Source organism: Corynebacterium hesseae (assembly GCF_037850265.1).
Lineage (GTDB): Bacteria > Actinomycetota > Actinomycetes > Mycobacteriales > Mycobacteriaceae > Corynebacterium > Corynebacterium hesseae.
Genome location: NZ_CP137211.1, coordinates 1815799 through 1840382, shown reverse-complemented (window position 1 = coordinate 1840382; position 24584 = coordinate 1815799). Strand labels below are relative to the sequence as shown.

20 protein-coding genes are annotated in these 24584 nt (G+C 61.9%); 9 read left to right on the top strand and 11 right to left on the bottom strand.

The features are described from left to right. Window positions 1-6 precede the first annotated feature (6 nt). Window positions 7-1080, bottom strand: coding sequence for an HNH endonuclease signature motif containing protein (locus R3O64_RS08595; protein WP_339016689.1), 1074 nt, complete (start codon window positions 1078-1080; stop codon window positions 7-9). A gap of 363 nt (window positions 1081-1443) precedes the next feature. Here R3O64_RS08595 and ileS point away from each other — a divergent pair, with 363 nt between their 5' ends. Further along, window positions 1444-4641 (top strand): isoleucine--tRNA ligase, encoded by a 3198-nt coding sequence (gene ileS / locus R3O64_RS08590; RefSeq protein WP_339016688.1) that lies wholly within the window; start codon window positions 1444-1446, stop codon window positions 4639-4641. Window positions 4642-4752: 111 nt separating this feature from the next. Here ileS and R3O64_RS08585 read toward each other — a convergent pair whose 3' ends face one another. The 6 genes from R3O64_RS08585 to R3O64_RS08560 form a co-directional block, all read right to left on the bottom strand. Further along, window positions 4753-5937 (bottom strand): MFS transporter, encoded by a 1185-nt coding sequence (locus R3O64_RS08585; protein WP_339017554.1) that lies wholly within the window; start codon window positions 5935-5937, stop codon window positions 4753-4755. A gap of 170 nt (window positions 5938-6107) precedes the next feature. Further along, window positions 6108-6749: a GntR family transcriptional regulator gene (locus R3O64_RS08580; RefSeq protein ID WP_070533299.1), complete on the bottom strand. Its 642-nt coding sequence runs from the start codon at window positions 6747-6749 to the stop codon at window positions 6108-6110. 127 nt (window positions 6750-6876) lie between these two features. Next, on the bottom strand, window positions 6877-7482 hold the full coding sequence (locus R3O64_RS08575; RefSeq protein ID WP_083299252.1) for a metallophosphoesterase family protein: 606 nt from the start codon (window positions 7480-7482) through the stop codon (window positions 6877-6879). After that, window positions 7475-9136 (bottom strand): ABC transporter permease, encoded by a 1662-nt coding sequence (locus tag R3O64_RS08570; RefSeq protein ID WP_339016687.1) that lies wholly within the window; start codon window positions 9134-9136, stop codon window positions 7475-7477. The genes R3O64_RS08575 and R3O64_RS08570 overlap by 8 nt, the downstream gene beginning before the upstream one ends. A gap of 34 nt (window positions 9137-9170) precedes the next feature. Further along, entirely contained in the window at window positions 9171-10247 is a 1077-nt protein-coding gene (locus R3O64_RS08565; protein WP_070519889.1) for an ABC transporter substrate-binding protein, read from the bottom strand. 31 nt (window positions 10248-10278) lie between these two features. Further along, window positions 10279-11271: an ABC transporter ATP-binding protein gene (locus R3O64_RS08560; protein WP_070563153.1), complete on the bottom strand. Its 993-nt coding sequence runs from the start codon at window positions 11269-11271 to the stop codon at window positions 10279-10281. A 111-nt stretch (window positions 11272-11382) separates the two neighbouring features. Here R3O64_RS08560 and R3O64_RS08555 point away from each other — a divergent pair, with 111 nt between their 5' ends. Beyond that, window positions 11383-12855 carry a DNA polymerase IV gene (locus R3O64_RS08555; protein ID WP_339016686.1) on the top strand — a complete coding sequence of 491 codons (1473 nt, stop codon included), beginning with the start codon at window positions 11383-11385 and terminating at the stop codon, window positions 12853-12855. Here R3O64_RS08555 and R3O64_RS08550 read toward each other — a convergent pair. Next, a complete protein-coding gene (locus R3O64_RS08550; protein ID WP_339016685.1) occupies window positions 12852-13787 on the bottom strand; it encodes an asparaginase in 936 nt (311 codons plus the stop codon). The genes R3O64_RS08555 and R3O64_RS08550 overlap by 4 nt on opposite strands. Window positions 13788-13893: 106 nt before the next feature. On the opposite strand from R3O64_RS08550, the gene R3O64_RS08545 reads away from it, so the two are divergent. Then, entirely contained in the window at window positions 13894-14523 is a 630-nt protein-coding gene (locus R3O64_RS08545) for a hypothetical protein (RefSeq protein WP_070519893.1), read from the top strand. 125 nt (window positions 14524-14648) lie between these two features. Here R3O64_RS08545 and R3O64_RS08540 read toward each other — a convergent pair whose 3' ends face one another. Beyond that, window positions 14649-15587, bottom strand: coding sequence for a DUF6263 family protein (locus tag R3O64_RS08540; RefSeq protein WP_339016684.1), 939 nt, complete (start codon window positions 15585-15587; stop codon window positions 14649-14651). 41 nt (window positions 15588-15628) lie between these two features. Here R3O64_RS08540 and lspA point away from each other — a divergent pair, with 41 nt between their 5' ends. Genes lspA through R3O64_RS08520 form a run of 4 tightly spaced genes read left to right on the top strand, consistent with a single transcriptional unit; the run spans window position 15629 to window position 17951 of the window. Continuing rightward, window positions 15629-16144 (top strand): signal peptidase II, encoded by a 516-nt coding sequence (gene lspA / locus R3O64_RS08535; protein ID WP_070533290.1) that lies wholly within the window; start codon window positions 15629-15631, stop codon window positions 16142-16144. Then, a complete protein-coding gene (locus R3O64_RS08530) occupies window positions 16144-17067 on the top strand; it encodes an RluA family pseudouridine synthase (RefSeq protein ID WP_046647986.1) in 924 nt (307 codons plus the stop codon). Before lspA ends, R3O64_RS08530 begins: the two co-directional genes overlap by 1 nt. Continuing rightward, window positions 17064-17663 (top strand): hypothetical protein, encoded by a 600-nt coding sequence (locus tag R3O64_RS08525; protein ID WP_339016683.1) that lies wholly within the window; start codon window positions 17064-17066, stop codon window positions 17661-17663. The genes R3O64_RS08530 and R3O64_RS08525 overlap by 4 nt, the downstream gene beginning before the upstream one ends. An 18-nt stretch (window positions 17664-17681) precedes the next feature. After that, window positions 17682-17951, top strand: coding sequence for a type II secretion system protein (locus R3O64_RS08520; RefSeq protein WP_046647988.1), 270 nt, complete (start codon window positions 17682-17684; stop codon window positions 17949-17951). Here R3O64_RS08520 and rarD read toward each other — a convergent pair. Beyond that, window positions 17948-18853, bottom strand: coding sequence for an EamA family transporter RarD (gene rarD / locus R3O64_RS08515; protein ID WP_046647989.1), 906 nt, complete (start codon window positions 18851-18853; stop codon window positions 17948-17950). The two genes, R3O64_RS08520 and rarD, sit on opposite strands and share 4 nt — an antisense overlap. A 65-nt stretch (window positions 18854-18918) precedes the next feature. Between rarD and dnaE the strand changes: the two genes are divergently transcribed. Next, on the top strand, window positions 18919-22494 hold the full coding sequence (gene dnaE / locus R3O64_RS08510; RefSeq protein WP_339016682.1) for a DNA polymerase III subunit alpha: 3576 nt from the start codon (window positions 18919-18921) through the stop codon (window positions 22492-22494). Between the two features lie 85 nt (window positions 22495-22579). Beyond that, window positions 22580-23776 (top strand): cobalamin-independent methionine synthase II family protein, encoded by a 1197-nt coding sequence (locus R3O64_RS08505; RefSeq protein ID WP_144014611.1) that lies wholly within the window; start codon window positions 22580-22582, stop codon window positions 23774-23776. Window positions 23777-23863: 87 nt separating this feature from the next. On the opposite strand, the gene R3O64_RS08500 is transcribed toward R3O64_RS08505, so the two are convergent. Beyond that, window positions 23864-24490, bottom strand: a complete 627-nt coding sequence (locus R3O64_RS08500; protein WP_339016681.1) for a hypothetical protein — start codon at window positions 24488-24490, stop codon at window positions 23864-23866. Between the last annotated feature and the right edge of the window lie 94 nt (window positions 24491-24584).

The window sequence follows — 24584 nt, the reverse complement described above, 5'->3', positions numbered from 1 at the left end:
TCGCTCCTAGTCGTCTCTTTCCAGGGCGTCGAATAGCCCGGGAGGCGCTTGCAGAGGCGTGGGCGGCGGGAGGGGACCGTACGTCCTCATGGCCGTTCCGTTGACCCGGGCCATGCGGCCGCGTCCCGGTGGCGCGTTCGGATCGTCCTGGTTCACGCCATTGTGATATGGGCACAGCATCACCAGGTTTTCCTGGTTGGTATACCCGCCGTTCTTCCACGCGATGAGATGGTGAACTTGGCATTCATCGGCGGGCTTCATGCAGGAGCCCCAAGCACAGACCGGGAACTCGGCCATGGCCATGATGCGTTGCTTGATGCTGGCGGAGCGCTCCTCATAGTAGAGATTGACCGGCCCGTGATAGGGGTGGAAGAGAGTCGCGAGCGCGCCATCGAGGTCGATCTCTTCGGCTAGGACCTTGTTGAGGTATTCCGCGCCGGTCATCGTTGCGCCGTTGGTCATCTGCAGCGTGATTTCCTCGCCGTCGCCGTTGAGAATCTTCGTCATTGCATCCAGCGGGACCAAGATATTGGTTTGCAAACCGCGGCGCGGGGCGGCGCCTTTGAAGAAGGCTTCGCGGATGGATTCGAGGGGACGTTCGCGGTCGACGGCGTCGCTAAGCTCTGCAATCATTTGCGCGGGGCCTGTGATTGCCATCGTCCACGGTGCATTGCGGCGGCGGTAAATGGTCACGCCCTCCTTCGGTGCGGGCGGGGCCGAGTGCTCCTTGAGCTTCTTCTTCGCCAGTGTTTCCATCGCGAGGGTATCGGCGCTGGTCCGACACAACTCTAGGCGCAGCTTCCAGCCCAATGCCTGCGTCTTGGCTTTGCGGGCATAGCGGTCAATGACTTCCAGAGTGGGCAATGAGTGGCCGCGCTGGCGCGCAGCCTTCACCGCATCACGTTGCATCTTGGTCATGGCGGTCTTGCCAAAGAAGCTCGTGTGCAGCCGCACCAACTGCGCGGCAGTTTTGTCTGGGGAACCGGCGGCGATGAGGTCTGCTTCAGACATGCCTTCGCACTCGGCGATGACATCGATGCCGGCCCCGAGTGCGCTGAGGAAAGTCTGTAGCGCGTTCATATCTGTGGAGAATAAAACACCTTCTGAGCTGCGCGCATTAGAAAAAATGTTCCTGTGGAAAACTGTTTCTCAGGCACCTCTTTTGTGCACTGTCGTTTCTATTTTGGGGTTCACGGGAACCTGCGCCTGTGAAAACTTGACCCCTCGGTTATACTTTGGAGCTATATGCAGTGAGCCGGCTATCACCGGGGAGCATTCCGGAAGAACGTGAGGCGCGTGAGCGTCGCATTATTAGAACCGGGCGGGTAGGGACCGTCATCTCCTTCACATCAACGAAGCGGGGCGCCTCGGCGCCCAAGCGGGGTGGTACCGCGAGCCGTACGGCGCGTCCCCGTCACAGCGAACGAGTGAAGGAATTTTTAGATGAGTAATAACCCCGCGAACGTCGGCAGTGTTTATCCCAAAGTTGATATGACTGCTGGGTCTTCCCGTTTCCCCGATATGGAGCAGGAAGTCCAGAAGTACTGGAAGGCCGACGACACCTTTAAAGCCAGCCTCAAGCAGACAGAGGGCTGCCCCGAGTATGTCTTTTATGATGGCCCTCCCTTTGCCAACGGTCTGCCGCACTACGGCCACCTGCTGACCGGTTACGTCAAGGACATCGTCCCGCGCTACCGCACCATGGCCGGCAATCACGTCCCGCGCGTCTTTGGCTGGGATACGCACGGCTTGCCGGCGGAGCTGGAGGCAGAAAAGCAGCTCGGCATCACCGACAAGGGCCAGATCGAGGAGATGGGCCTGGAGAAGTTCAACGAGTACTGCGCCAAGTCCGTCCTCGAGTACACCGATGAGTGGGAAGAGTATGTCAACCGCCAGGCTCGCTGGGTGGATTTCGAGAACGGCTACAAGACCATGGACTTGGAGTACATGGAGTCCGTGATGTGGGCGTTCAAGGAGCTCTATGACAAAGGCCTGATCTACCAGGGCTTTAGGGTTTTACCGTATTCCTGGGCGGAGCACACCTCCCTGTCGAACCAGGAGACCCGCCTGGATGACTCCTACAAGATGCGTCAGGACCCGACCCTGACGGTGACGTTCCCGGTGGCTGGTGCCGTGGAGGGAAGTGCGGCGGAGAAGACGTTGGCGGAGAACGCCGAGCTTGCCGATGCCTCCTTCCTCGCCTGGACCACCACCCCGTGGACCCTGCCGTCCAACCTGGCTTTGGCGGTCCACCCGGAGGTTGATTACGTCCTGTTCAAGGCCACCGAGGGCGACTTTGCTGGCCGCACCTTCATCATGGCCGAGGCGCTCACCGGCACCCTGGCGAAGGAGCTGGGTGAGGTGGAAGTCCTCAAGACGTTCAAGGGCGCGGAGCTGGAGGGCTTCAAGTACGAGCCCATCTTCGGCTTCTTCCCGGATGTCGAGAATGCGTACCAGGTCTTGCTTGCTGACTACGTCACCACCGAGGACGGTACCGGTGTGGTCCACCAGGCCCCGGCCTTCGGTGAGGACGATATGCTCACCTGCCAGAAGTACGGCGTGGGCCTGGTCATCCCGGTGGATGAGGACGGTAAGTTCACCTCCCAGGTACCGCCGTATGAGGGCCAGCTCGTCTTCGACGCCAACAAGGCCATCATCAAGGATCTCAAGGCCGCTGGCCGCGTGGTACGCCACGTGACCATCGAGCACTCCTACCCACACTCCTGGCGCTCCGGCGAGCCGCTCATCTACATGGCGCTGCCTGCATGGTTCGTCAAGGTGACGGAGTTCCGTGACCGCATGGTCGAGCTCAACCACAATGAGATCGAGTGGTTGCCGGAGCACATCCGCGACGGTCAGTTCGGCAAGTGGCTGGAGGGCGCTCGCGACTGGAACATCTCCCGCACCCGCTACTGGGGCGCTCCGATCCCGGCGTGGATCTCCGATAACCCGGAGTACCCGCGAGTCGATGTCTATGGCTCGCTGGATGAGCTGGAGCGTGACTTTGGCGTGCGTCCGACGAGCCTGCACCGCCCGTACATTGATGAGCTGACTCGTCCGAACCCGGATGATCCGACGGGTAAGTCCACGATGCGCCGCGTGCCGGATGTGTTGGATTGCTGGTTTGAGTCCGGCTCGATGCCGTTCGCTCAGAAGCACTACCCGTTTGAGAACAAGGAATGGTTCGAGACGCATTCCCCGGCGGACTTCATCGTGGAGTATTCCGGCCAAACGCGCGGCTGGTTCTACCTCCTGCACGTGTTGTCCACCGCCCTGTTCGACCGCCCGGCGTTCAAGAAGGTTGTCGCCCACGGCATCGTGTTGGGCAATGATGGCCTGAAGATGTCGAAGTCCAAGGGCAACTATCCGAATGTGAATGAGGTCTTCGACCGCGATGGCTCGGATGCGATGCGCTGGTTCCTCATGTCTTCGCCGATCTTGCGCGGCGGCAACCTCATCGTTACGGAGCAGGGCATCCGTGAGGGCGTGCGCCAGGCCATCCTGCCGATCTGGAATTCGTACACCTTCCTGCAGCTCTACGCCTCCCAGGACGCAAAGTTCGACGTGAGCTCCACCAACGTGCTGGACCGCTACATCTTGGCCAAGACCCATGACTTGGTGAAGAACACCAACGACGCGCTGGCGAATACCGATATTGCTTCGGCAACGGAGGAGGTCCGCCTCTTCGCGGATGCGCTGACCAACTGGTACGTGCGCCGCTCCCGTGACCGCTTCTGGGAGGGCGAGGAAACCCATCCGGAGGCCTTCAATACGCTCTACACGGTCCTGGAGACGGTCTCCCGCGTGGTCGCGCCGCTGCTGCCGCATGTGGCTGAGGTCATCTACCGCGGCCTGACCGGTGAGCGATCCGTGCATTTGGCTTCCTACCCAAAGGCCGAGGATTACCCGGCTGACGATGCCCTCGTGGCCGCCATGGATGCCACCCGCGCGGTGGCCTCCGCGGCGTCCTCGGTGCGCAAGTCCAACAAGCTGCGCAACCGCCTGCCGCTGCCGAAGCTGACGGTGGCGATGAAGGATTCGGCGCGCCTGGCGGATTTCAAGGACATCATCCGGGATGAGGTCAACGTTAAGGACGTTGAGCTTACCGACAATGTCGACGCGGTGGGCACCTTCGAGGTCGTGTGCAACGCCAAGGTAGCCGGTCCGCGCTTGGGCAAGGATGTTCAGCGAGCCATCAAGAACCTCAAGGCGGGCAACTACGTGCGCGAGGGCGAGGACGTCGTGGTCGACGGCGATATCCGCCTATCCCCGGACGAGTACACCGAGCGCCTCAAGGCGGCGAATGCGAAGTCGACGGCTCGTGTGGAAGGGCTCGATGGCCTCGTCGCCGTGGATACCGAGGTGACGGAAGAGCTCGAGGCAGAGGGCTGGGCTGCGGACGTCATCCGCGGTTTGCAGGATGCGCGTAAGGCCGAGGATTTCGTGGTGACTGACCGCATCACCGTGGTTCTCTCCGTTCCCGCGGAGAAGGAAGAGTGGGCTCATCGCCACCGCGAGCACATCGCGGCGGAGGTGCTCGCTGTCGACTTCACTGTGACGACCCAGGCTCTCGAGCCAAGCGATGGACAGAACATCCATGATGTCCTCAAGGGCGTGACGGCTACCGTGGCAAAGGCCTAAATCCGCAGCGAAAAGCTCCGCTTCCCTCGAGCGGGGAGGCGGAGCTTTGAGCATCTGCGCACTGGTGGCGCAGGGCGGCCCGGAGGGGGCCGCGATGACGGGGCGTGTGCGCTAGCGGCGGGTTCCGGGCAGGTGTGCGCGCCACGCAAGGATGACGTTGATGAGGCACACCAGCGCCAAGAAGCTGCCGATGCTGAACAACGCCGTGAAGCCGATATAGGGCGCAAGCGCGCTAAAGGCCATCGGGATGAAGAAGCCAGTGTAAGAAATGGAGTAGTACATGGCGGTCAAGCCGGCGAGCTCTCGCTCGCCCGCGATGCGCTGGACCTCGGACAATCCAGCGACCAGCGCCAAACCGTATCCCGCGCCCATCGTGGCGGCGGCCGCGATGCCGAGCGGCAGGGACAGCGAGTGCGCAGCAAACGCCCCGAGGATTGCGCCGACGGTGATGACGAACATCGACAGGGCCGAGGCTCGCGCGGACTTGTGGGTATCAACCAGGCGGCCCAGCATCTGGACGGCCACGCCGCAGCCCAGGGTGATGACGGTCATCAGGCCGGAGAAAGCGATGGGGGCGTTTCCAGCGGATTCGGATAGCAGCTGTGGAAGGAGCGCATAGGCCGCTCCCGCGCAGCCAAAGACCCAGGGGGCCACAGGCACGACGACACGCAGGAAACGCTTGTGCGCAGCGGCGGGGATGTGGAGCATCTCCAGCATGTCACGCACCCTGAGCTCCAGGATGGTGGTCTTGACATCGCCTCGGCTGGGCTGGCGGGTCTCAGGCGTATGCAGGATCCACGCGGCAGTCAACAGCGTGAGCAGCATGTGGAGGATATAGGCCGTGTGAGTCGGCCATGGCCCCCACTGGGCCAGCACCGAAGCGATACCCGCGCCGACGAGGAAGCCGGCGGTCAAACACAACGAAGCCTTACGAGCGCCGGACGCTGGGTCGCCGCCGGCGCTCGTGATGAGCTCCGTAATCCACGTTGAACCCACCGCCATGACTAGGCCTAATGCCATACCGCACAAGACGCGTCCCAACGCGATGATGAGTGGTTCGTTGGGGGCGATGGACAGCAAGAAAGAGCCTGCCAAGGACAGTGGTGCTGCGGGGAGCAACAGTGGGCGGCGGCCAAGCAGATCGGACAGCGGGCCGCCGATGAGCAGTGCGGGGATGATGCCAACCACGTAGGCGGCTAAGAGCCCGTTGACCGTCACCTGGGAAAAATTCGAGGTCTCGCGGTACATCACCAGCAGCGGGGTGAATTCATTTCCGCCCCAAGCAACCGCGATCATGGCACCGGCGACGGGGAACCACGCGCGCTTAGGCAGCGGCGCTTCGGCGGAGCGGCTGGGCGAGCCTGGGGAGGCAGCGCTTTCAGTGCTTTCGGTGGTGTCGGCGTCTGTGGGGGCGTCGGGTTGGGGAGTAGGCGCCTCGACAAGCGGGTTCGAATGCGCAGAGACAGTCACAGTTGCTTCCTTGAGGAGTTGAGGTGGGAATGGAGTTCGGTCAGGTAGGTGTCGATGTCGCCGGTGCGGAGGGCGTCGGCGAGCAAGGCGTGCTGGGCCACGAAGCCGCGTGCCTTCTCGACGCTGCGGCCGATGGCAGTTGCGGTAAAGCGGTGTTGGCGCTCGCGCAAGGTGTGGCCGAGGTGGGCGAGGAGGCGGTTGCCGCCGTTGTCCATGATGGTTTGGTGGAACTTCGCATCCAGTTGGGTATAGGTGCCCAGATCGCCAGCGTCTAGGGCGGCCTTTTGCTCATCGATGGTGGCGACGAGGACATCGGCGATGAGACTGCGCTCCTCTGCGGACAGTCCGCAAATATGGCGGGCAGAGTTCTCATCCACGAGGAGGCGCGCCTCGTAGACCTCACGGATTTCGCGGGGGCTAATCGGTACGACCAGCGCACCGCGCTTGGGGTAGAGCTTCAAGAAGCCCTCCACCTCCAAACGGAGGAAAGCCTCGCGCACCGGGGTTCTACTCATTCCCAGCTCGGCGGCAAGGGCGGCTTCGGAGAGCATCTCCGAGTCATCGATGTCGTCATCGATGATGCGGCGCTTGAGGTGATCGTAGGCCCGTTCCGCGGCGGGTACCTTGTCTTTTTGCATGTATACATGATGCATGCATGCGGTGCTCTCGGTCTAGCGCAAACGCCAATTCGTGAGACATTGATCACGCGGTGGGCAAGTGAGAGCTAGTTCTCTGAGCGGCGCGTGTGGTCAGGTAGGAGATGTGTTAGAGGCGAGTGAGGGAGGAAGTGGGGACGTCGTAAAGCACTGCCTCTCCCATACCGACCCAACCGATAAAGGGATTGTCCTGAAGCACTTGTGGAGTGTGGACGTGGCCAAGAATCCATGCGTCGAAGCCACAGGCCTGTAGCTGTTCGGGTGTCGTGGGCAAGCATATGCCTTTAGAGAATTCACCGGTCACTGATGAGTGCAGTAATCCCAGATGCGGCTCGTTGCTCTGGCGCGTTGGAAAGGTGAGTGTGCGGGGATCGGGATCGGCAGCTACCGCGGCGGTGACAACGGTAGCGCCGGCGCAGTGAAAGGAGTGAACGTCGGCGGAATGAACCGTTACAGGCGAAGAGAAACTGAGTTCGTGGTGGACGTCGTGATTCCCGGAGATGAAATGGACGTCGCTGAAAAGCTCGCATGCGCGAGCCATGACTTTCTGTGCTTGGGGTACGTAGGTGGCTGCGTCGGCTTTGCGGTCAATGATGTCACCGAGGCAGATACATGCATCCGCAGTCGTGACCTCCAGTACGTTTAGCACCCACTCCATGCCTGGCGCGTCGGGGCGGCCAAGGTGAAGGTCCGCGAAAATGAGGATACTAGCCACGCGCCCTCCTTCCTTGCCACCACGTGATTAGGACTAGCACGACAGTGGAGGTTCCTACACCGATGAGCGTCATAGCCATGGCTTCAGCGCGGTGGCCCTGGTCAAATTGGTTCATGATCCACGGCGCAAGGAGATTGAGCTGGCTTGGGCGGATCAGGGAGGACATGACGAGCTCGCGGAAGCCCACAAAGAACGCCAGCAGCCAACCGGCAAAGATACCCGGGGCAAGCAGCGGCAAGGTGATGCTGCGCAACGTGTGGGAGGCGGAGGCACCGGACACGGCGGCTGCCTCGTAGACCGAAGGGGAAACCGCGCCAGCGGAGGTCTTGATGCTCTGCACCGCCATCGGCAGGAAGAGAACAGTAAAAGCCATGACGAGGATGATCATGGAGCCATAAGGTGTCCATGGCAGCCAGGGAGCGTTCCATAGGAGAATGAAGCCAATGGCGAGAACGATTCCGGGGACGGTATCCGGTGCTACAGCAAGGAAGTCGACAACACGGGCGCTGATCTGCCTGGTTCGCTGGGTGAGCAAGGTGACCGCGATGCCGAGGATGACCGCCGTTGTGGCGCCAATTGCACCGAGGGCGATGGAACGCAGCAAAGCTTCTTGAGCGGAAGGCATCTGCAGGACGATGGCGAAATAGTCGAAGGTGAGGTTTTGAGGCGTTGGGGGCGCGGATCGCAGAATGGTCATGGCTGCCAGGGTGATGGAAATATACGGGATGAGCACCGAGCAGGCGATGATGAGGAAAGCAACTAAGCTGCCAAGGACCTTGCCTGCGGTGCCGATGCGGAGCGAGACTTGGCGGGATACTCGTCCACCACCGGTAAGGTCGCGCCGCGAGACCCATTGCTGGAATGCCCATGCGCCCACACCAAGTGCAAACAACACCGATGAGGAGGCTGCTGCATCGGAGAAACTCAACGGGTCGATGGTGACGTCTTGGTAGATGGAGGAGACGAGGACCGTGAAACCGATGGCGTTTCCCAAGGTAACTGGGGTGCCGAACTCGCCGGCAGCCTTGATGAAAATGATCAGTGCGCCCAGTGAATAGGGGCCCACGACGGTGGGGAGGATGATGCGACTAATCTGTTGCCACCGGCTGGCGCCTGCGACTTGAGCCATTTCCAGAGAGGATGCAGGAATTGAGGTCAGACAGTTGCGCAGGATGAGATAGAGGAAGGGGAAGAGCTCGCACGCCATGATGAAAGCCATGCCAGGAACCGAGTAAATGGCGTCATGCGCGAGCTTGCCGACGGTATGCCCGAAGAGCAATTCGGAGACTCCACCGCGGCGGGTGAAATCCATCCACGCCATTGCTGCGGCAAAAGGCGGGGTCATGAAAGGAATCATGATGGCGATTTCTATCCAGTTCGCCTTAGAAAAAGACGTCCACGCGCGCAGGAAAGCTAGCGGGGCGGCGAACAGAGTAGAAAAGACCACCACGAGGAGGGAGAGGACGACCGTATTGAGTAGCACCTCTCCCATGCCCGGCTCCACAATCTTGTGGAGAGAAGAAGGCTCATCGCGGTACCCCACCACAGCGCTGATGAGCACCGATGCCAACGGCGCAGCGACAAGCACGAGCAGCACGAAGAGTACTGCATAAATGCCGAGAGTGCGCTGAGGGCTGCGGGTGGTGGTGCTCATAAGGTGGGGTTGCTCCGTGGTGAGATAGTAGAGGCTACTTCAGGTAGCGCTCAGCGAACTTTTCCTTGATGTCCTTGGAGGAGGAGGCGATGCCATCGAGATCCTCGTTGAGGGTTTCAATCTCCTCCAGCTTCGGGCCGTTCTTCGGGGTGATCTCGGTGTTGGCCGGGATCATGTTCTTGGAAGCAGAAATCTCCTGTGCTTCATCGGAGAACATGAAGTCGACAAAAGCTTCGGCAGCGTCCTTGTTGTCGGTGGTCTTGAGGATCATGACCGGTCGCGGGGTGACGGTAGTGCCGGAGGAGGGGATAACAACCTCAAGCGGCTCTCCCTTGGCCTGAGCGGAGTATGCGGAGTAGTCCACACCACCCATGACGATGCCTCGAGAACCGGAGGTGACCTGGTCCAGGGCCGGACCGTTAGCGCCCTGGACAATCATGCCGTTGTCGAAGAGTTTGTCAAAGAGCTCCCAGGTCTTGTCCTCGCCCCACTGATCCACCATGGCGGCAATGAGGTCAGCGGCGGTGCCGGACTCGCGCGGATCCGGCATAATGACCTGATCCTTGTATTTTTCGTCAGCGAGGTCCTCCCAGTCCTGAGGAGCGGAGTCCACCACGTTGGTGTTGGTCACCAGTGCCAAGGCGGAGCCATCGCGGCCGGTGAATGTGCCGTTCTTGGATACCCAGCTGGAAGTGATCTTGTCAGCACCTTCCGGGGTGTACTCCGCCAGAGCGCCGGCCTTGTCCTGCTTGGAAGCAGCGGACCAAGAAGCCAAGTAGACCACGTCTGCCTGCGGGTTAGCCTCTTCCGCCTTGAGCTTGGCGGTGATCTTGCCGGTGGTGTCGGCGAAGACGTTGACCTTGACATCGGTCTTTTCCTCGAAGGCTTCGACGAGGGCGTCGGTAAGGCCCTGCGGGTTCGCGGAGTAGTAGTCCAGCTCGCCGGACAGTCCCTCCGGGGCTTCCCAGGCCTCGGCGCTGGTTTCAGCACCGGTGTTGTCGGCGGAGGATGCGTCGGTGGAGTCAGCGGAATCAACAGAACCGCAGCCAGTCAGAGCCAGGGCAGAAGCAGCGGCGGCAGCGAGGGCGAGAGAAAGTTTCTTATACAGCATGGAGAATCCTTAAAGTAGAAAACGGATGTGACTAGTACGCAAGACGTACCGTCGAACCACGATCGACTCGAGAGCGGCTGTAAGCCACCCAAGGCTCGTCAGCGCCTTCGACATCGCAGTGCAGCTCGTAGCGTCCGCCGATGTACTGAGCGGTGCGGACGATTCCGTCCACGTGGTGCGGGAAAGACCCGATGTCTTCCTCCGCGTCAAGGACGGTGAGGTTTTCCGGGCGGACGTCGGGAAGCCCAGCGCGGCGGTTCATAGTACCCACGAAGCCACCGACGAAGGGGGTGGCAGGGGAGTCGTAGAGGGTGACAGGATCGGCGAACTGTTCGATGACGCCGTCCTTCATGACGACGACGCGGTCCGACATGGACAGAGCCTCGGATTGATCGTGGGTGACGTAGATGACCGTGAGTCCTAAGTCGTGGACCAAGGCAGTGAGCTCGGCACGTATCTGAACACGCAGGGCAGCATCGAGCGCAGAGAGTGGCTCATCCATTAGGAGCAACTGCGGGTTGGACACAAGCGCGCGGGCGATGGCTACGCGCTGCTGCTGGCCACCGGAGAGTTGATTAGGGCGAGCTTGTGCCTTCGGGGTAATTCCGACCATGTCCATGCACGCGCGCACACGTTCTGTGCGTTCCACAGAAGACAACTTGTTACCCGCGGTGGTGAGGGGAAACTCGATGTTCTTCTCCACAGTCATGTGCGGCCACAGCGCCAGATCTTGAAACACCATGGACAGGTTGCGCTTATTAACGGGAACGTTCGTGTGTGGGCCGAACACTTCTTTATCGGAGAAGGTGATGGTGCCAGCATCGGGGGTTTCGAGGCCTGCGATGCAGCGCAGAAGCGTGGACTTACCGCAACCGGAGGGGCCGAGAATGGAGATGAACTCGCCGGTGTTAATGGCGAGGTCAGTGGCATGGAGACCAGTGTTGTCCGCGAACTCGCGCTTAATGCCGGTAACGACCACGTGGGCCTGGGAGGCAGGTGGTTGGGGCGAGAGTTGAGAAGTCACGGCGGAAAAGGTTAGGGCGATAAAGTAAGCGGATGGGGGCGTTGAAGTTACGAAGGTGGTAAAGAAACATGAATAATGGGTGACGGACATGCGGTGTTTAAACTGGAGCACATGCAGCGCTGGGTTCTTCACATCGACATGGACGCGTTCTTTGCGTCGGTGGAGCAGCTCACCCGCCCTACCTTGCGCGGCCGGCCTGTGTTGGTGGGTGGAACGAGCGGACGCGGCGTCGTCGCCGGTGCCTCTTATGAAGCCCGCGCATATGGAGCTCATTCCGCAATGCCCATGTTCCGCGCGCAGCAGCTCGTGGGTTATAAAGCCGTGGTGGTGCAGCCGCGCCGGGCGGTGTATGTGGCGGCCTCGCGCCGGGTATTTGGAATTATTGCGCAGCATGCGGGGGTCATCGAACAGCTCTCCATCGACGAGGCCTTCATGGAACCGGCCGCACTCGTCGGAGCCACGCCCGCCGAAGTCCGTGAGTGGTCGGAGAATTTGCGCCGAGTGATTCGAGCCGAGACGGGCCTTCCCAGCTCCATCGGCGCCGGTGCAGGAAAGCAAAGCGCGAAGATTGCGTCAGGGGAGGCCAAACCGGACGGTACTTTCATCGTGCCCCAGGAGCGCTTCGATGAGCTCATCCACCCGCTGCCGGTGGGCAAGCTTTGGGGAGCGGGCCCAGTCACCCAGCAGAAGCTCGCAGCTATCGGCGTGGAGACTATCGGCCAGCTGGCGGCGATGAGCCGCAAGGAAGTCGAGGTCTCACTGGGGAACGTGGTGGGCGTGCAGCTGTGGGAGCTCGCCCAAGGGATTGATGAGCGTCCGGTTGCCCCGCGCGCGATTGCTAAACAAATCTCCACCGAGTTCACCTACCCCACGGACCTACGCACGGCGGCGGAGGTGGATGCGGCACTAATCCGCGCGGCGCAGGGCGCGCATTCCCGCCTGCTCAAGGATGGCCGCGGCGCGCGCACGGTGACGGTGAAGCTGCGGATGGCGGATTTCCACATCGAATCCCGCTCGGCCACGCTGCCCTATGCCACGGATGACCTGAAGGTCCTCGAGGCTAAGGCCTTGAGCTTGGCGCGCTACCCGGAGGAGCTCGGGCCCATCAGGCTGGTGGGGGTGAGCTACTCGGGGTTGGAGGAGGCCCGCCAAGACGTGCTATTTCCTGAGCTCGACCGCGAGGTCGTGCGTCCAGCTCCGGATACGGATTACGAGACTGGCGTCAGCGACCACCTGCCCGGCGCGCCGGAAACGGAGACGGAGCCCAGAGCAGAGTCGGAATCGCTGGGAGAAGCGGAATCGGATTCGATGCGCCGCTGGCACGCTACCCAGGACGTCTACCACTCCGAGTTTGGCCACGGCTGGATTCAAGGCGCCGGCCACGGGGTGGTCAGCGTGCGCTTTGAAACTCGCGCTACGGGCCCGGGGTTTGTGCGCTCTTTCGCGGCTGAGGATGAAGACCTCCACCCGGCCGATCCATTGGACTCACTGGCCTGGGAGGGGGCGCTGCCAGGCGACGCCACCGAGGCCGATGATCCTGTGACTGACACCGCTGGGGAGGAACCGCCACGCGAGGATAGCTAGCCCGCGGTATAAGCAGTGGCGGAGGGGGCAGTGCTAAACATCTCTGCCACCGGTGTGTCGGTAGCGAGTGCCGCGGCGAGCATAATGCGGGCTTGGCCGGCTCGGAATCCACCGGAGGCTACCGCACCCATCTCGCCCAAGGTGGCACCGCCACCTGCGCCGCCATAGGCCAGCTTGGTAGTTCCGTAGGGCGTGCGGGTGCTAATCACCACGGGCACGCCCGCTTGCAGCGCGCGGGCAACCCCAGCTCCCATCTCTTCACCCATGTTCCCCGAGCCCATGGCTTCGATGACGAGGCCATGGGTGTGGTTGAGGGAGGCGTCGACAAGCGCGGCGCCGGCACCCGGGTAGGCGGCGATGATCTCAACGGGGTGTTGCGCCATGGGGGAGAGCGGCAACGGCGCCAGAGCGGAGTCACCCACCGGTAGCTCCTCAAAGCCGTTGAGCTGCGAAGTATGCCACTTGCGCGCGCCGCGTCCGGGAATGGTCTTGCCGCCGAATTGCACCCACACGCCGGCCTTTCCGGAACACAGGAGCTCATAGGAATCGCGCAGATTGCGCGGGCCATCACCAGCCGGGTGGTCGAAGGCGCGCTGCGCACCAGTGAGCACGATGGGCCCCTCGCCGAGGTCGAAGAGGGATAACGCCAGCGCGGTTTCCTCCATGGAATCGGTGCCGTGCGTGATGAGGACGCCATCAATCTCTGGGCGCGCAAGGTGCTGGCGCACACACAGCAGTAGCTCATCGAGGTCTGCCAAAGTAATCGAGCTGGAATCCAGCGCACGGAATTCCACCACCTCAATGTCGTGTGTTCCGACTTCAGCGTCGAGGAATTGGGCTAGCTGTTGCCCACTGACGGTGGGGACCAGGGATCCGTCACGGACCGTCGTGCAGGCGATGGTGCCACCGGTGGCGATGAGGGCGAAAGTCATGACAGCAGGCTACTACAGGCACGCACCTGCGCGGGAACCCCAGGGCGGCGGTCGTGGACGCTAAAGTAAAAGGGATAAACCACGATCCCCTACGTGAGGAGTATTTGTGAAATCCTTCAAGCTGAGCGCCGCCGTTGTGGCCCTGGGCGCCGCGACTGCCCTGGCTGCCTGCTCGTCTTCCGAGGATGCAGACACCGAGAACAGCACCGCCGCTAAGCCTTCGGGCGAAACCTCCGCATCGCAGGTGGCCTCCACCGAGATGCCTACCGTGGAGCAGCTCAATGAGATCCTGACCAAGGCCGCCGACCCGAACCTTCCGCAGGAAGAGAAGGTCCAGCTGGTCCAGGGCAGTGAGACAGCGCCGGAGCTTTTCGACGTCATGTCGCAGTCTCAGGCCGAGTCCGGTGCCACCTTCGAGGTTGTTGCCCCGGTCATTCCGGGCCTCGTGCCGGATTCCGCGCTGGCCACCGTCCACATCAATACCCCGGACGGCCAGCAGCAGACCGCTGACCAGGTGGAGTTCATCAACGAGGGCGGCACGTGGAAGCTGTCCAAGACGTGGGCCTGTGTCCTGGTCACCAACATCGTCCCGCCGGAAGAGGTGCCGGAGATGTGTGCTGATTCCGTACCGGAAGGCGCAGAGGCGCCTGCCGACGCCCCGGCAGAAGGTGCCGAAGCTCCTGCCGACGCTCCGGCAGAAGGCGCAGAGGCCCCGGCCGACGCCCCGGCTCAGTAAGACTGGGATTCAAGCTTCAGCGCCCGCCACCACACTGGATTGAGAGCCAGTGGGTGGCGGGCGCTGCGCTGTCCGAAGGTCGGCGCGCGGTTGCCTGATGCGGGGCAGGCTCGGCGCGCAGCGGACTAGTCGGTGGTGAACGTCATATCGGTGGCGCTGGTTTGCACCACGCGAAGATCGGAGCTGTCCGCACCATAAGAAATGGCAGTAGTCACGGAGACATCGCCGGCGGTGGGAAGCGGTTTGGTCAGATCAACGGTGACCGTGCCCTTCGACGTCGACGTGGTGTCCATGACCTTGAGCTCTTTGCCCCGCAGCTCCTCGGGGGCGTCAGCGCCGTCGAAGGAGAGCGCGCCCAGGGACGGCCGCTGCTCAACCTCGACGTTGAGCGTGGCGATATCCCCGTCGAGCTTGTCCAAGGTATAGGTCGTGGTTTGCAGCAGTGTGGACTCGCCGGTAACGCGCGATTCCACGACCCACTGAGCACCGGAGCCAATTTCCTCATCCGGGAAGACGATGGGCAGCGAGGTCAGGCTGGTGATGGCGCGCTCCACAGTGCTGCGGGCCTCGTCGGTTGCGGCCTGCGGGGCGGCAAGGCGCAGCGAGTTCATTTGCCCGCTATCCGTGCCGCGCCACCCAAACTGGAAACCCTCGGCGGAGGAGACGTCCGCGCCTTCGGCCGCGGGTTTGCCCACGGTAACGAAGGCGTTGCGGCTGGCCGGCAACTGGCCCTCAACATCCTCGGTGGCAGCCTCCACCGAGGCCTGCAGCGGAAGGGTGACCTTGTCCTTGGCAGCTGGTGCAGGAGCCGAGCTGCCGTCCTTGCGCAATTGCTGGTCAAAACCCGTGGCGACCTCATAGGTCAGCTCCTGAGTGGCATCGAGATCCTTATACGCCACAACGCGGCTTGCGTCGTCACCGGGTTCTAGGAGGGTGACGCGCGGGGCGTCGAGGGCTAAGCCCACTGGCTCCTCGACTGGCTTGGCCGGCTGGGAATAGGAACAGCCGGCGAGCGCGCCGCTGACTCCCAAGACGGTGGCGGACAGGACTGCTAGAGCTCTCACACGAAACACGCATTCCAAATTACCGGATGAGCCTGTTTAGAATGGAACGGGTGAAAGCAAGGAGTTATATCGGAGTGATGGTTGCGGTGGTGCTCGGTGTGGCCGCCGTCGACCAAGCCGTGAAGGCACTGATGCTGTCCATCCTCACGGAAGGCGAAGCCCTACCGGTAATCGGTGACTGGTTCCGCTTCTACCTTCTTTTTAACCCCGGCGCCGCCTTCTCCATGGGAGGGGAGGGCTCGACGTGGCTGTTTACCACTATCCAACTCGCCTTCGTTGTTGGTGTAGCAATCGCCGCCCCGCGCATTCATGACAAGTGGCAGGCCATCGGGCTGGCGATGATCGCCGGCGGCGCTTTGGGCAACCTCATCGACCGCCTCGTGCGCGAGCCAGGGTTTTGGTTCGGCCACGTCGTGGATTACATCTCCGTGGGCAGCTTCGCTGTTTTCAATATCGCGGATGCGGCCATTACCTGTGGAGTCGTGGTCTTCATCATTGCGATGTTTTGGGCGGAGATGCACGAGAAAGCTGAAGAAAAGGAAACGGGGGGAGAGTAATGCGCGAAAGCCGTAGGTTGCCGGTGCCCGAAGGGCTCGATGGCATGCGCGTGGATGCCGCCTTAGCCAAGCTCCTGGGCATTTCCCGCGCCCGCGTGGCCCAGCTGTGCACGGCGGGTGACGTGGAAATCGACGGTGCGGCCGTGGGCAAGTCCGAGCGCTTAAGCGCCGGTGGCTGGATCGACGTCATGATGCCAGCGCCCGAGGAGCCGCTCATCCCCAAGGAGGAGCTGGTGGAGGGCATGGATGTCCTCTACGCGGACGAGGATGTCATCTGCGTGTTCAAGCCCGTGGGTGTGGCCGCGCACCCGACTTTGGGCTGGGATGGGCCCACCGTCATCGGCGGGCTGCGGGCGGCGGGCTATGCGCTTGCCGACGCCGGCCCTACCGAACGCAAGGGCATCGTCCACCGCCTCGACGTGGGAACCTCAGGCGTCATGGTGGTAGCCGCTAGTGAGCGGGCCTACTCGCAGCTCAAGAACGCCTTCCGCGAGCGCACCGTGAAAAAGACCTATCACGCCGTGGTCCAAGGCCTGCCCGATCCCATCGTCGGCACCATTGATGCGCCTATCGGGCGCCATCCTTCCGCGGGGTGGAAGTTTGGGGTCATTGATGACGGCAAGCCGGCGGTGACGCACTACACGCTGCTCGAGGCCTTCCGCGAGGCCAGCCTCCTCGAAGTCCACCTGGAGACCGGCCGCACCCACCAGATCCGCGTGCACATGTCCGCCACCGGGCATCCCTGCGTGGGCGACCCGATGTACGGCTGTGATCCGAACCTGGCGAAGCGCGTGGGGCTTAACCGCCAGTGGTTGCACGCGGTCGAGCTCGGTTTTACCCACCCCGGAACTGGCAAGTGGTTTGAATGCACCGCACCCTACCCGGACGATCTGAAGCACGCCGTGGAGGTATTGCGCGGATGAGCCCGCAGCGGAGCACGCGCCAGCGCATCTACCGGCGCCGCCGTGCCGCAGCGTTAGTGCTGCTGGCCGTGCTGGCGCTGGTGGTGATTGTCCTTTTCGGTCTGCTTGGCACGCAGCCTCGCTCGGCGTTGCAGGGAGACCAGCTGGGCCCGGATGGAACCGAGACTGCCGCCGAATACCGCGAGCGCGCGGAGGCCTCGCTGGCGCAGGCGGATAAGCCAGCCTATGCGCTGGTGGGTTTTAATAAGCCGCTGAGTCCACACGACGTCTCTGAGGCCCTGCAACCAATCCAGCGGATGGATGCCATTGTGATTGGCTTGGCTGCGCCCATCGCTGTTCCCGAACCCGTCTCAGGAGCCGAGCGCGCCGACGTCATCGAGGCGGTGTTCGCCCGCGTGGCTGCGCAAGCCAATGGCATGGGCGAGGAAGTCCCCACGCACGTTGATGCGGTGGTGGTCTATTCTGCGGGCACCCAACTGCGCGCCCTCGCCGCCGACCCGCGGGTCGAGACGGTCGAGGTTGCCCCCGACGATGCCGCCTGGGGATCCTTCGGCGTGCGCCCGCCCGCTAACGTCGGACAGAACGAGAACCGCTAAAACAGTCAAGGAGAAGACATGCGTTTGTTTCCGAACACCTCTACGTGGCCGCCGAACTACCGCTTTGCTTACCTCTTGATGTGGGCGGGCGCATTCATCGCCTCCGGAGCTGCCATCGCGCAAGGTATCTGGGGTGCCGACAAGCTCACCTTCGGCATTCTCGTCGTGGTGGCCATCTACTGCATCGCCATGGCCATTCTCATGCCGCGGTGGGCGCTGAACGCGCGCGAGGAATCCGCCCGGCGCGCCCAGGCTAAGCAAGCGCGCGAGGAGCTGAAGCGCCGCTAGTCCTCTGCGGTGGCGCGTGACTCGCCAGCGGGGTGGAGGCGGGCGCGGCGTCGAGAAGCGCGGCCCATGCGTACCAAGTCTGCAAGGTAGATGATCACCGCAACCCAGATGATGGCGAAGCCGATCCAGCGTTCGGTGGACATGTGCTCCTGGGTCACGAACAGCGCCCACAGCATCTGCATGATGGGGGTCATGTACTGCAACATGCCGAGGGTAGACAGGCGCAGGTGCTTAGCACCCTGCGCGAAACACAGCAGCGGTAGGGCAGTGACGAGGCCGGAGGTAATCAGCAGTGCGACGTGCCCGGGGCCTTCGGTAGTGAAGGTGGATTCGCCCTGTGCTTGGAGGTAGCCCAGGTAGATGAGTGCGAAGGGGAGCATGACAATTGTTTCCGCGGCCACCGACCCCATGGAGGAGACCGTGATGCGCTTTTTAAGCAGGCCGTAGATACCGAAGCTGAAGGCTAGGGCCAGTGAGTAGTAGGGGGCCTGACCGGTCATGAAGGTTAGCCACAACACGGCGATGAAGGCGATGCTGACCGACGCCACCTGCGCCTTCGTCAGCTTTTCCTTGAGGAAGATGATTCCTAGGGCCACGGAGACGAGCGGGTTGATGAAGTAGCCAAGTGCGGCATCGGCCACGTGGTCGCTGTTGATGGCGATGACGTAGGTTCCCCAGTTGATGGTGATGGCCACGCCGCAGGCGAGCATCCACCCCCAGGTGCGCAAGCTGAACGCGCGTAACTCGCGCCAGCCGCCGGTTACCAAGAGCATTGCGGTGACAAGAACCGCGGTCCACACGATGCGGTGGGCCAAGATCTCGAAAGGGCTGGCGGGGCGCAGCAGCGGGAAAAACGCCGGGAAGAAGCCCCACATGAGATAGGCAGCAATGGTGTAGAACATTTAAGAAAATGTACCTCAGCGAGGACCTACGGGCGAAGTTTGACGTCCCCGCTAAGATGAGCCGCATGGCCAAAAACTCCTCCTTCGTCCACCTGCACAACCACACCGAGTTCTCCATGCTGGATGGCATGGCCAAGGTGGATATGTTGGCGGATGAGGTGGTTCGCCAAGGAATGCCTGCCGTCGGCATGACAGACCACGGCAACATGTATGGCTCCAATGCCTTCTACCAAAGGATGACGAGCGCTGGCGTGAAGCCCATCATCGGCATCGAGGCCTATCTTGCGCCCGAGTCACGCTTCAACAAGAAACGCGTGCTGTGGGGAACCCCGGACCAGAAGCGCGATGACGTCTCCGCTTCCGGTGCCTACCTGCACCAGACCATGCTGGCGGAAAATGAGACCGGCCTGCGCAACCTGTTCACGCTGTCCTCCCTGGCCTCCTATGAAGGCCAATTGGGCAAGTGGCCGCGCATGGACGCGGAATTGATTGCCGAGCATGCCGAGGGCATCATCGCCACCACCGGCTGCCCGTCGGGTGACGTGCAGACCCGCCTGCGCCTGGGCCAGTTCGATGAGGCGCTAGAGGCGGCCGCTATGTGGCAAGACATCTATGGCAAGGACAACTTCTTCTTGGAGCTCATGGACCATGGGCTGGACATCGAGAAGCGCACGCGCGATGGCCTGTTGGAAATCGGCCGCAAGCTGGACCTGCCGCCGCTGGTGACCAATGACTGCCATTACGTGCTGGAAACCCAAGCCCCCGCGCACGAGGCGATGCTCTGTGTGCAAACCGGCAAGACCTTCATGGATCCGGACCGCTTCAAGTTCGACGGCACCGGCTACTACATCAAGTCCGCCGCGCAGATGCGTGAGCTGTGGGATCATATGGTGCCGGAGGCTTGCGATAATACCCTGTGGATTGCCGAGCGCGTGCAGGACTATGGCGCGATTTGGGAGGAGCACACCCACGACCGCATGCCGATTGCCGACGTCCCCGAAGGCCACACCCCAACCTCCTGGCTGACCCATGAGGTTATGGAAGGACTCAAGGATCGCTTCCCCGGTGGAGATGTTCCGCAGGAGTACATCGACCGTGCTGAATACGAGATCAGCGTCATCGATATGAAGGGCTACCCGTCCTACTTCCTCATCGTGGCCGAGCTCATCAAGCACGCGCGGTCCATCGGCATTCGCGTTGGTCCGGGACGTGGTTCGGCGGCCGGTGCACTCGTGGCCTACGCGCTGACGATTACCAACATTGACCCCATCGAGCACGATCTCCTCTTCGAGCGATTCCTGAACCCGGAGCGCCCCTCCGCGCCGGATATCGATATCGACTTCGATGATCGCCGCCGCGGCGAGATGATTACCTACGCCGCCGAGAGGTGGGGCGAGGACAAGGTGGCGCAGGTGATCACCTTCGGCACCGTGAAGACGAAGCAGGCTATTAAGGACTCCGCGAAGGTCCACTTTGGCCAGCCCGGCTTCCAGATGGCCGACCGCATTAACGGCGCTCTGCCACCGGCCATCATGGCCAAGGACATCCCGCTCGCCGGCATCATGGACCCAGAGCACGAGCGCTATTCGGAGGCGGCCGAGGTCCGGCAGATGATTGAGACCGACCCGGACGTCAAGAAGATCTACGAGACCGCCCGCGGTCTTGAGGGCGTGGTCCGCCAAGCCGGCGTGCACGCGTGTGCCGTGATTATGGCTTCGGTGCGCCTCATGGACCACATTCCGATGTGGAAGCGCCCAGCCGACGGCGCCTACATCACCGGCTGGGACTACCCGGCCTGCGAGGCCATCGGCCTGCTGAAGATGGACTTCCTGGGCCTGCGCAACCTCACCGTGATTGGTGACTGCCTGGAGAACATCAAGAAAAACCGTGGCGAGGAAGTGCACCTCGAAGACCTCCACGCCGACGATCCGAAAGCCTCGAAGGTCTATGACCTGCTCTCGCGCGGCGATACCCTGGGCGTGTTCCAGCTGGACTCGGGCGGCATGCAGGAGCTGCTCAAGCGCATGAAGCCGACGGGTTTTAAGGATATTGTGGCCTCGCTGGCGCTCTACCGCCCGGGCCCAATGGGCGTGAACGCGCACTGGGATTACGCGGACCGCAAGAATGGGCGCAAGGAAATCACCCCGATCCACCCCGAACTGGAGGAGCCGCTCAAGGAAATCCTCGATGAGACCTACGGTCTCATCGTGTACCAGGAGCAGATCATGCGTATCTCGCAGAAGGTGGCGAACTATACCGCCGGCGAGGCAGACGGCTTCCGCAAGGCCATGGGTAAGAAGAAGCCCGAAGTCTTGGCGCAGCAGTACGACAAGTTCTGGGGCGGCATGAAGGACAACGGCTACTCCAAGGAAGCGATGGACGCTTTGTGGGGCACCATCGAGCCCTTCGCCTCCTATGCGTTCAACAAGTCGCATGCCGCAGGCTACGGCTTGGTGTCCTTCTGGACGGCCTACCTCAAGGCCTACTATGCGCCGGAATACATGGCTGCGCTGTTGACCTCGGTGGGTGACAAAAAGGATAAGTCCGCCATCTACCTTGCCGACTGCCGCCACCTGGGCATCCGTGTGCTTTCCCCGGATGTCAACGAATCGGTGGAGACCTTTCAGGCCGTGGGCGATGATATCCGCTTCGGCATGGGCGCTATCCGCAACGTTGGTGGGGACGTGGTGGATTCCATCGTGAAGACTAGGCGGGAGAAAGGCGCCTATGCGTCCTTCTCCGACTACCTGGACAAGATTGAGCTGGCGGCCTGCTCGAAGCGCGTCACAGAATCCCTGATCAAGGCCGGTGCCTTCGATTCTTTGGGTCATCCGCGTAAGGGACTCATGCTCATCCACGAAGATGCCGTGGATTCGGTGCAGACGACGAAGAAGGCAGCCGACAAGGGTCAATTCGATCTCTTCGCCGGCTTTGGCGGGGAGGAAGGGCAAGGCGAGTCCGCTTCCGCCTTCGCCATCGATATTCCGGACGAGAACTGGGACCGCAAGCACGAGCTGGCCCTGGAGAGGGAAATGCTGGGCCTGTATGTCTCCGGCCACCCGCTCGACGGATTCGAGGAAGCCCTCAACGCGCAGACCGATACCCCGATTACGAAGATTCTCAACGGTGAGGTGGGCAATGGCCAAGAGCTGGTGATTGGCGGCATCATCTCGGGTGTTGACAGGCGCTTTTCCAAGCGTGATGGCTCGCCCTGGGCCATCGTCAGCATGGAGGACCACAACGGTGCACAGGTGGATATCCTCGTGTTTAACCAGGTGTATTCGTTGGTGGCCGCGCAAATCGCGGAAGATAACATCATCCTGGCCAAGGTGCAGGTGAAGATCCGCGATGAGCGCATGTCCCTGTTCTGCTCCGATATCCGCATCCCCGATCTTGGCCCCGGCAACGGTGCCGGCCTGCCGCTGCGCCTGACCATGCGCACGGATCAGTGCACGATGGACAACATTGCGCGCCTCAAGCAGGTCCTAGTCAACAACAAGGGCGAGTCGGATGTGTACCTCACGCTTGTCGACGGCGAAGAGTCCACCATGATGGTCCTTGGTGACCACTTGCGCGTGGAGCGCTCCAGCAATCTCATGGGTGATCTCAAAGCGACAATGGGTGCCGGCATCCTCGGGTGAATTTATCTTCGCTTTCGCTATGGGTAGACGGGCCTTGACAGCTAGGCTAGACAGCACAGTCTAGAAGAAAGGAACCCCGTTTCCCATGGTCAATAAGATTCGCACCACCCACGTTGGCTCGCTGCCACGCACGAAGGAGCTGCTGGAGGCAAACCTCGAGCGCTCTGCAGGCACCATCTCCGATGAGAAGTTCCACGAGATTCTTCAGCGATCCGTCGCGGACGTCGTCAAGCGGCAGGTCGACCTTGGCGTCGACATCATCAACGAGGGCGAGTACGGCCACATCACCTCCGGCGCCGTCGACTATGGCGCGTGGTGGAACTATTCCTTTACCCGCCTGGGCGGCCTGACCATGACGGATAAGGACCGTTGGGAAATCGGTGACAAGATCCGTTCCGAGCCGGGCAAGATTCGACTCTCTTCGATGAAGGATCGCCGTGACCGCGCTCTGTTCGCCGAGGCCTACAATGACCCGGATTCGGGTATCTTTACCGGCCGCAAGAAGGTTGCCAACCCGGAGTTCACCGGCCCGGTTACCTACATCGGCCAAGATCAGGTGGAAGCGGACGTCAAGCTGCTTGCCGACGCCCTGCCTGATGGCACCGAAGGCTTCGTCGCCGCCCTATCCCCAGGCGCAGCGGCACGCCTTCCTAACAAGTTTTACGAGGACGAGTCTGACCTCCTGCGTGCCTGCGGTGAGGCGCTCAAGGTGGAGTACAAGGCGATTACGGATGCCGGCTTGACCGTGCAGTTCGACGCCCCGGACCTGGCTGAAGCCTGGGACTCGGTGGTTCCGGAGCCGACGGTTGAGGACTTCCAGGCCTTCCTACGTGAGCGAATCGATGTGCTCAACGAGTCCATCAAGGACATCCCGCGCGAGCAGACTCGTCTGCACATCTGCTGGGGTTCCTGGCATGGCCCACACGTGACGGATATTCCGTTCGAGGACATCATTGAGGAGATCCTGCAGGCCAAGGTCGGCGGATTCTCCTTCGAGGGTGCCTCGCCGCGTCACGCCCACGAGTGGCGCTTGTGGAAGGACCACAAGTTGCCGGAGGGCACCGTCATTTACCCGGGTGTGGTTTCTCACTCCACCAATGCTGTGGAGCACCCACGCTTGGTAGCAGACCGTATCATCCAGTTCGCTGAACTGGTCGGCCCAGAAAACGTGATTGCATCGACGGACTGTGGTCTCGGCGGCCGTCTGCACCACCAGATCGCGTGGGCCAAGCTGGAGTCCCTCGTGGAGGGTGCGCAGATTGCCACCGAGGAGCTGTTCTAATCAGCGAGCGGCCATGAACCAGTGAGCAAACTAAATAAACGCGCGAACCTCCTTGGTTCGCGCGTTTAATTTTTGGTGGGGAGGCGGTTACTTCGCAGCCGCTTTCTCGCCTTCCTTCTTCTGGGAGTTATCCCAGTAAAAGCCGTGGCTCTTGAGGAAGGCGCGCAGACCATCGAGAACGGATGGGTCGAATTGTGCGACCACGGTCAGCGCATTAATAGCGACGGCGACCAGAGCGATAATGCCGCCGACCCACGCAAAGACCTCTTCGGCTGTGTCATTGGGGCGGGCGGACTGTACCCATTCGGGCATCTCGTCCCATTCCTTCTCCAACTCGGCGTCCTTTTCCGCTTGGACGCAGTCTGGCTCTGCTGGCATGCCAGAGGAACCATAACCGTTAAGGATGCCGAGCCCCAGCTCCTGCGGCCCCATGAAGGAAGAACCTGCGGTGCCATCAGCCACCGCCTGCTCGTGCTCCTCACGCGCCTTGTGCACAGCGTCCGCACATTCCTTGGAGAGATCGGAGGTGTCGATGTGACCGACGTTCATCGAGCTTCCACCGTTGGGGCCCTGAGAGCTTCCGCCACTAGAGCTTTGGCTCTGGGAGGAAGCGGGGGACTGGCTGCTCTCAGCGGAGTCAGCGGCTGTGGCCAACGGGGTGACCAGGGCCATCGTCGTCGCGCACACTGCGATAAGGGAGGTGGAAAGGCGCATAATCAGGAGTTCTCCTTGAAAGAAGGTGCGAAGGGGGTGCGAGAAAAAGGGGTGGGCTAGCTTGTCCTAAGCCCACTTCAATGTAGCAGCCCGC

What these genes read in the sequence shown, in the direction of transcription:
- R3O64_RS08595 (WP_339016689.1), bottom strand. Translation starts at nt 1,080, where the DNA reads ATGAACGCGCTACAGACTTTCCTCAGCGCACTCGGGGCCGGCATCGAT.
- ileS (WP_339016688.1), top strand. Translation starts at nt 1,444, where the DNA reads ATGAGTAATAACCCCGCGAACGTCGGCAGTGTTTATCCCAAAGTTGAT.
- R3O64_RS08585 (WP_339017554.1), bottom strand. Translation starts at nt 5,937, where the DNA reads ATGATCGCGGTTGCTTGGGGCGGAAATGAATTCACCCCGCTGCTGGTG.
- R3O64_RS08580 (WP_070533299.1), bottom strand. Translation starts at nt 6,749, where the DNA reads ATGCAAAAAGACAAGGTACCCGCCGCGGAACGGGCCTACGATCACCTC.
- R3O64_RS08570 (WP_339016687.1), bottom strand. Translation starts at nt 9,136, where the DNA reads ATGAGCACCACCACCCGCAGCCCTCAGCGCACTCTCGGCATTTATGCA.
- R3O64_RS08565 (WP_070519889.1), bottom strand. Translation starts at nt 10,247, where the DNA reads ATGCTGTATAAGAAACTTTCTCTCGCCCTCGCTGCCGCCGCTGCTTCT.
- R3O64_RS08555 (WP_339016686.1), top strand. Translation starts at nt 11,383, where the DNA reads ATGCAGCGCTGGGTTCTTCACATCGACATGGACGCGTTCTTTGCGTCG.
- R3O64_RS08550 (WP_339016685.1), bottom strand. Translation starts at nt 13,787, where the DNA reads ATGACTTTCGCCCTCATCGCCACCGGTGGCACCATCGCCTGCACGACG.
- lspA (WP_070533290.1), top strand. Translation starts at nt 15,629, where the DNA reads ATGGAACGGGTGAAAGCAAGGAGTTATATCGGAGTGATGGTTGCGGTG.
- R3O64_RS08530 (WP_046647986.1), top strand. Translation starts at nt 16,144, where the DNA reads ATGCGCGAAAGCCGTAGGTTGCCGGTGCCCGAAGGGCTCGATGGCATG.
- R3O64_RS08525 (WP_339016683.1), top strand. Translation starts at nt 17,064, where the DNA reads ATGAGCCCGCAGCGGAGCACGCGCCAGCGCATCTACCGGCGCCGCCGT.
- R3O64_RS08520 (WP_046647988.1), top strand. Translation starts at nt 17,682, where the DNA reads ATGCGTTTGTTTCCGAACACCTCTACGTGGCCGCCGAACTACCGCTTT.
- rarD (WP_046647989.1), bottom strand. Translation starts at nt 18,853, where the DNA reads ATGTTCTACACCATTGCTGCCTATCTCATGTGGGGCTTCTTCCCGGCG.
- dnaE (WP_339016682.1), top strand. Translation starts at nt 18,919, where the DNA reads ATGGCCAAAAACTCCTCCTTCGTCCACCTGCACAACCACACCGAGTTC.
- R3O64_RS08505 (WP_144014611.1), top strand. Translation starts at nt 22,580, where the DNA reads ATGGTCAATAAGATTCGCACCACCCACGTTGGCTCGCTGCCACGCACG.
- R3O64_RS08500 (WP_339016681.1), bottom strand. Translation starts at nt 24,490, where the DNA reads ATGCGCCTTTCCACCTCCCTTATCGCAGTGTGCGCGACGACGATGGCC.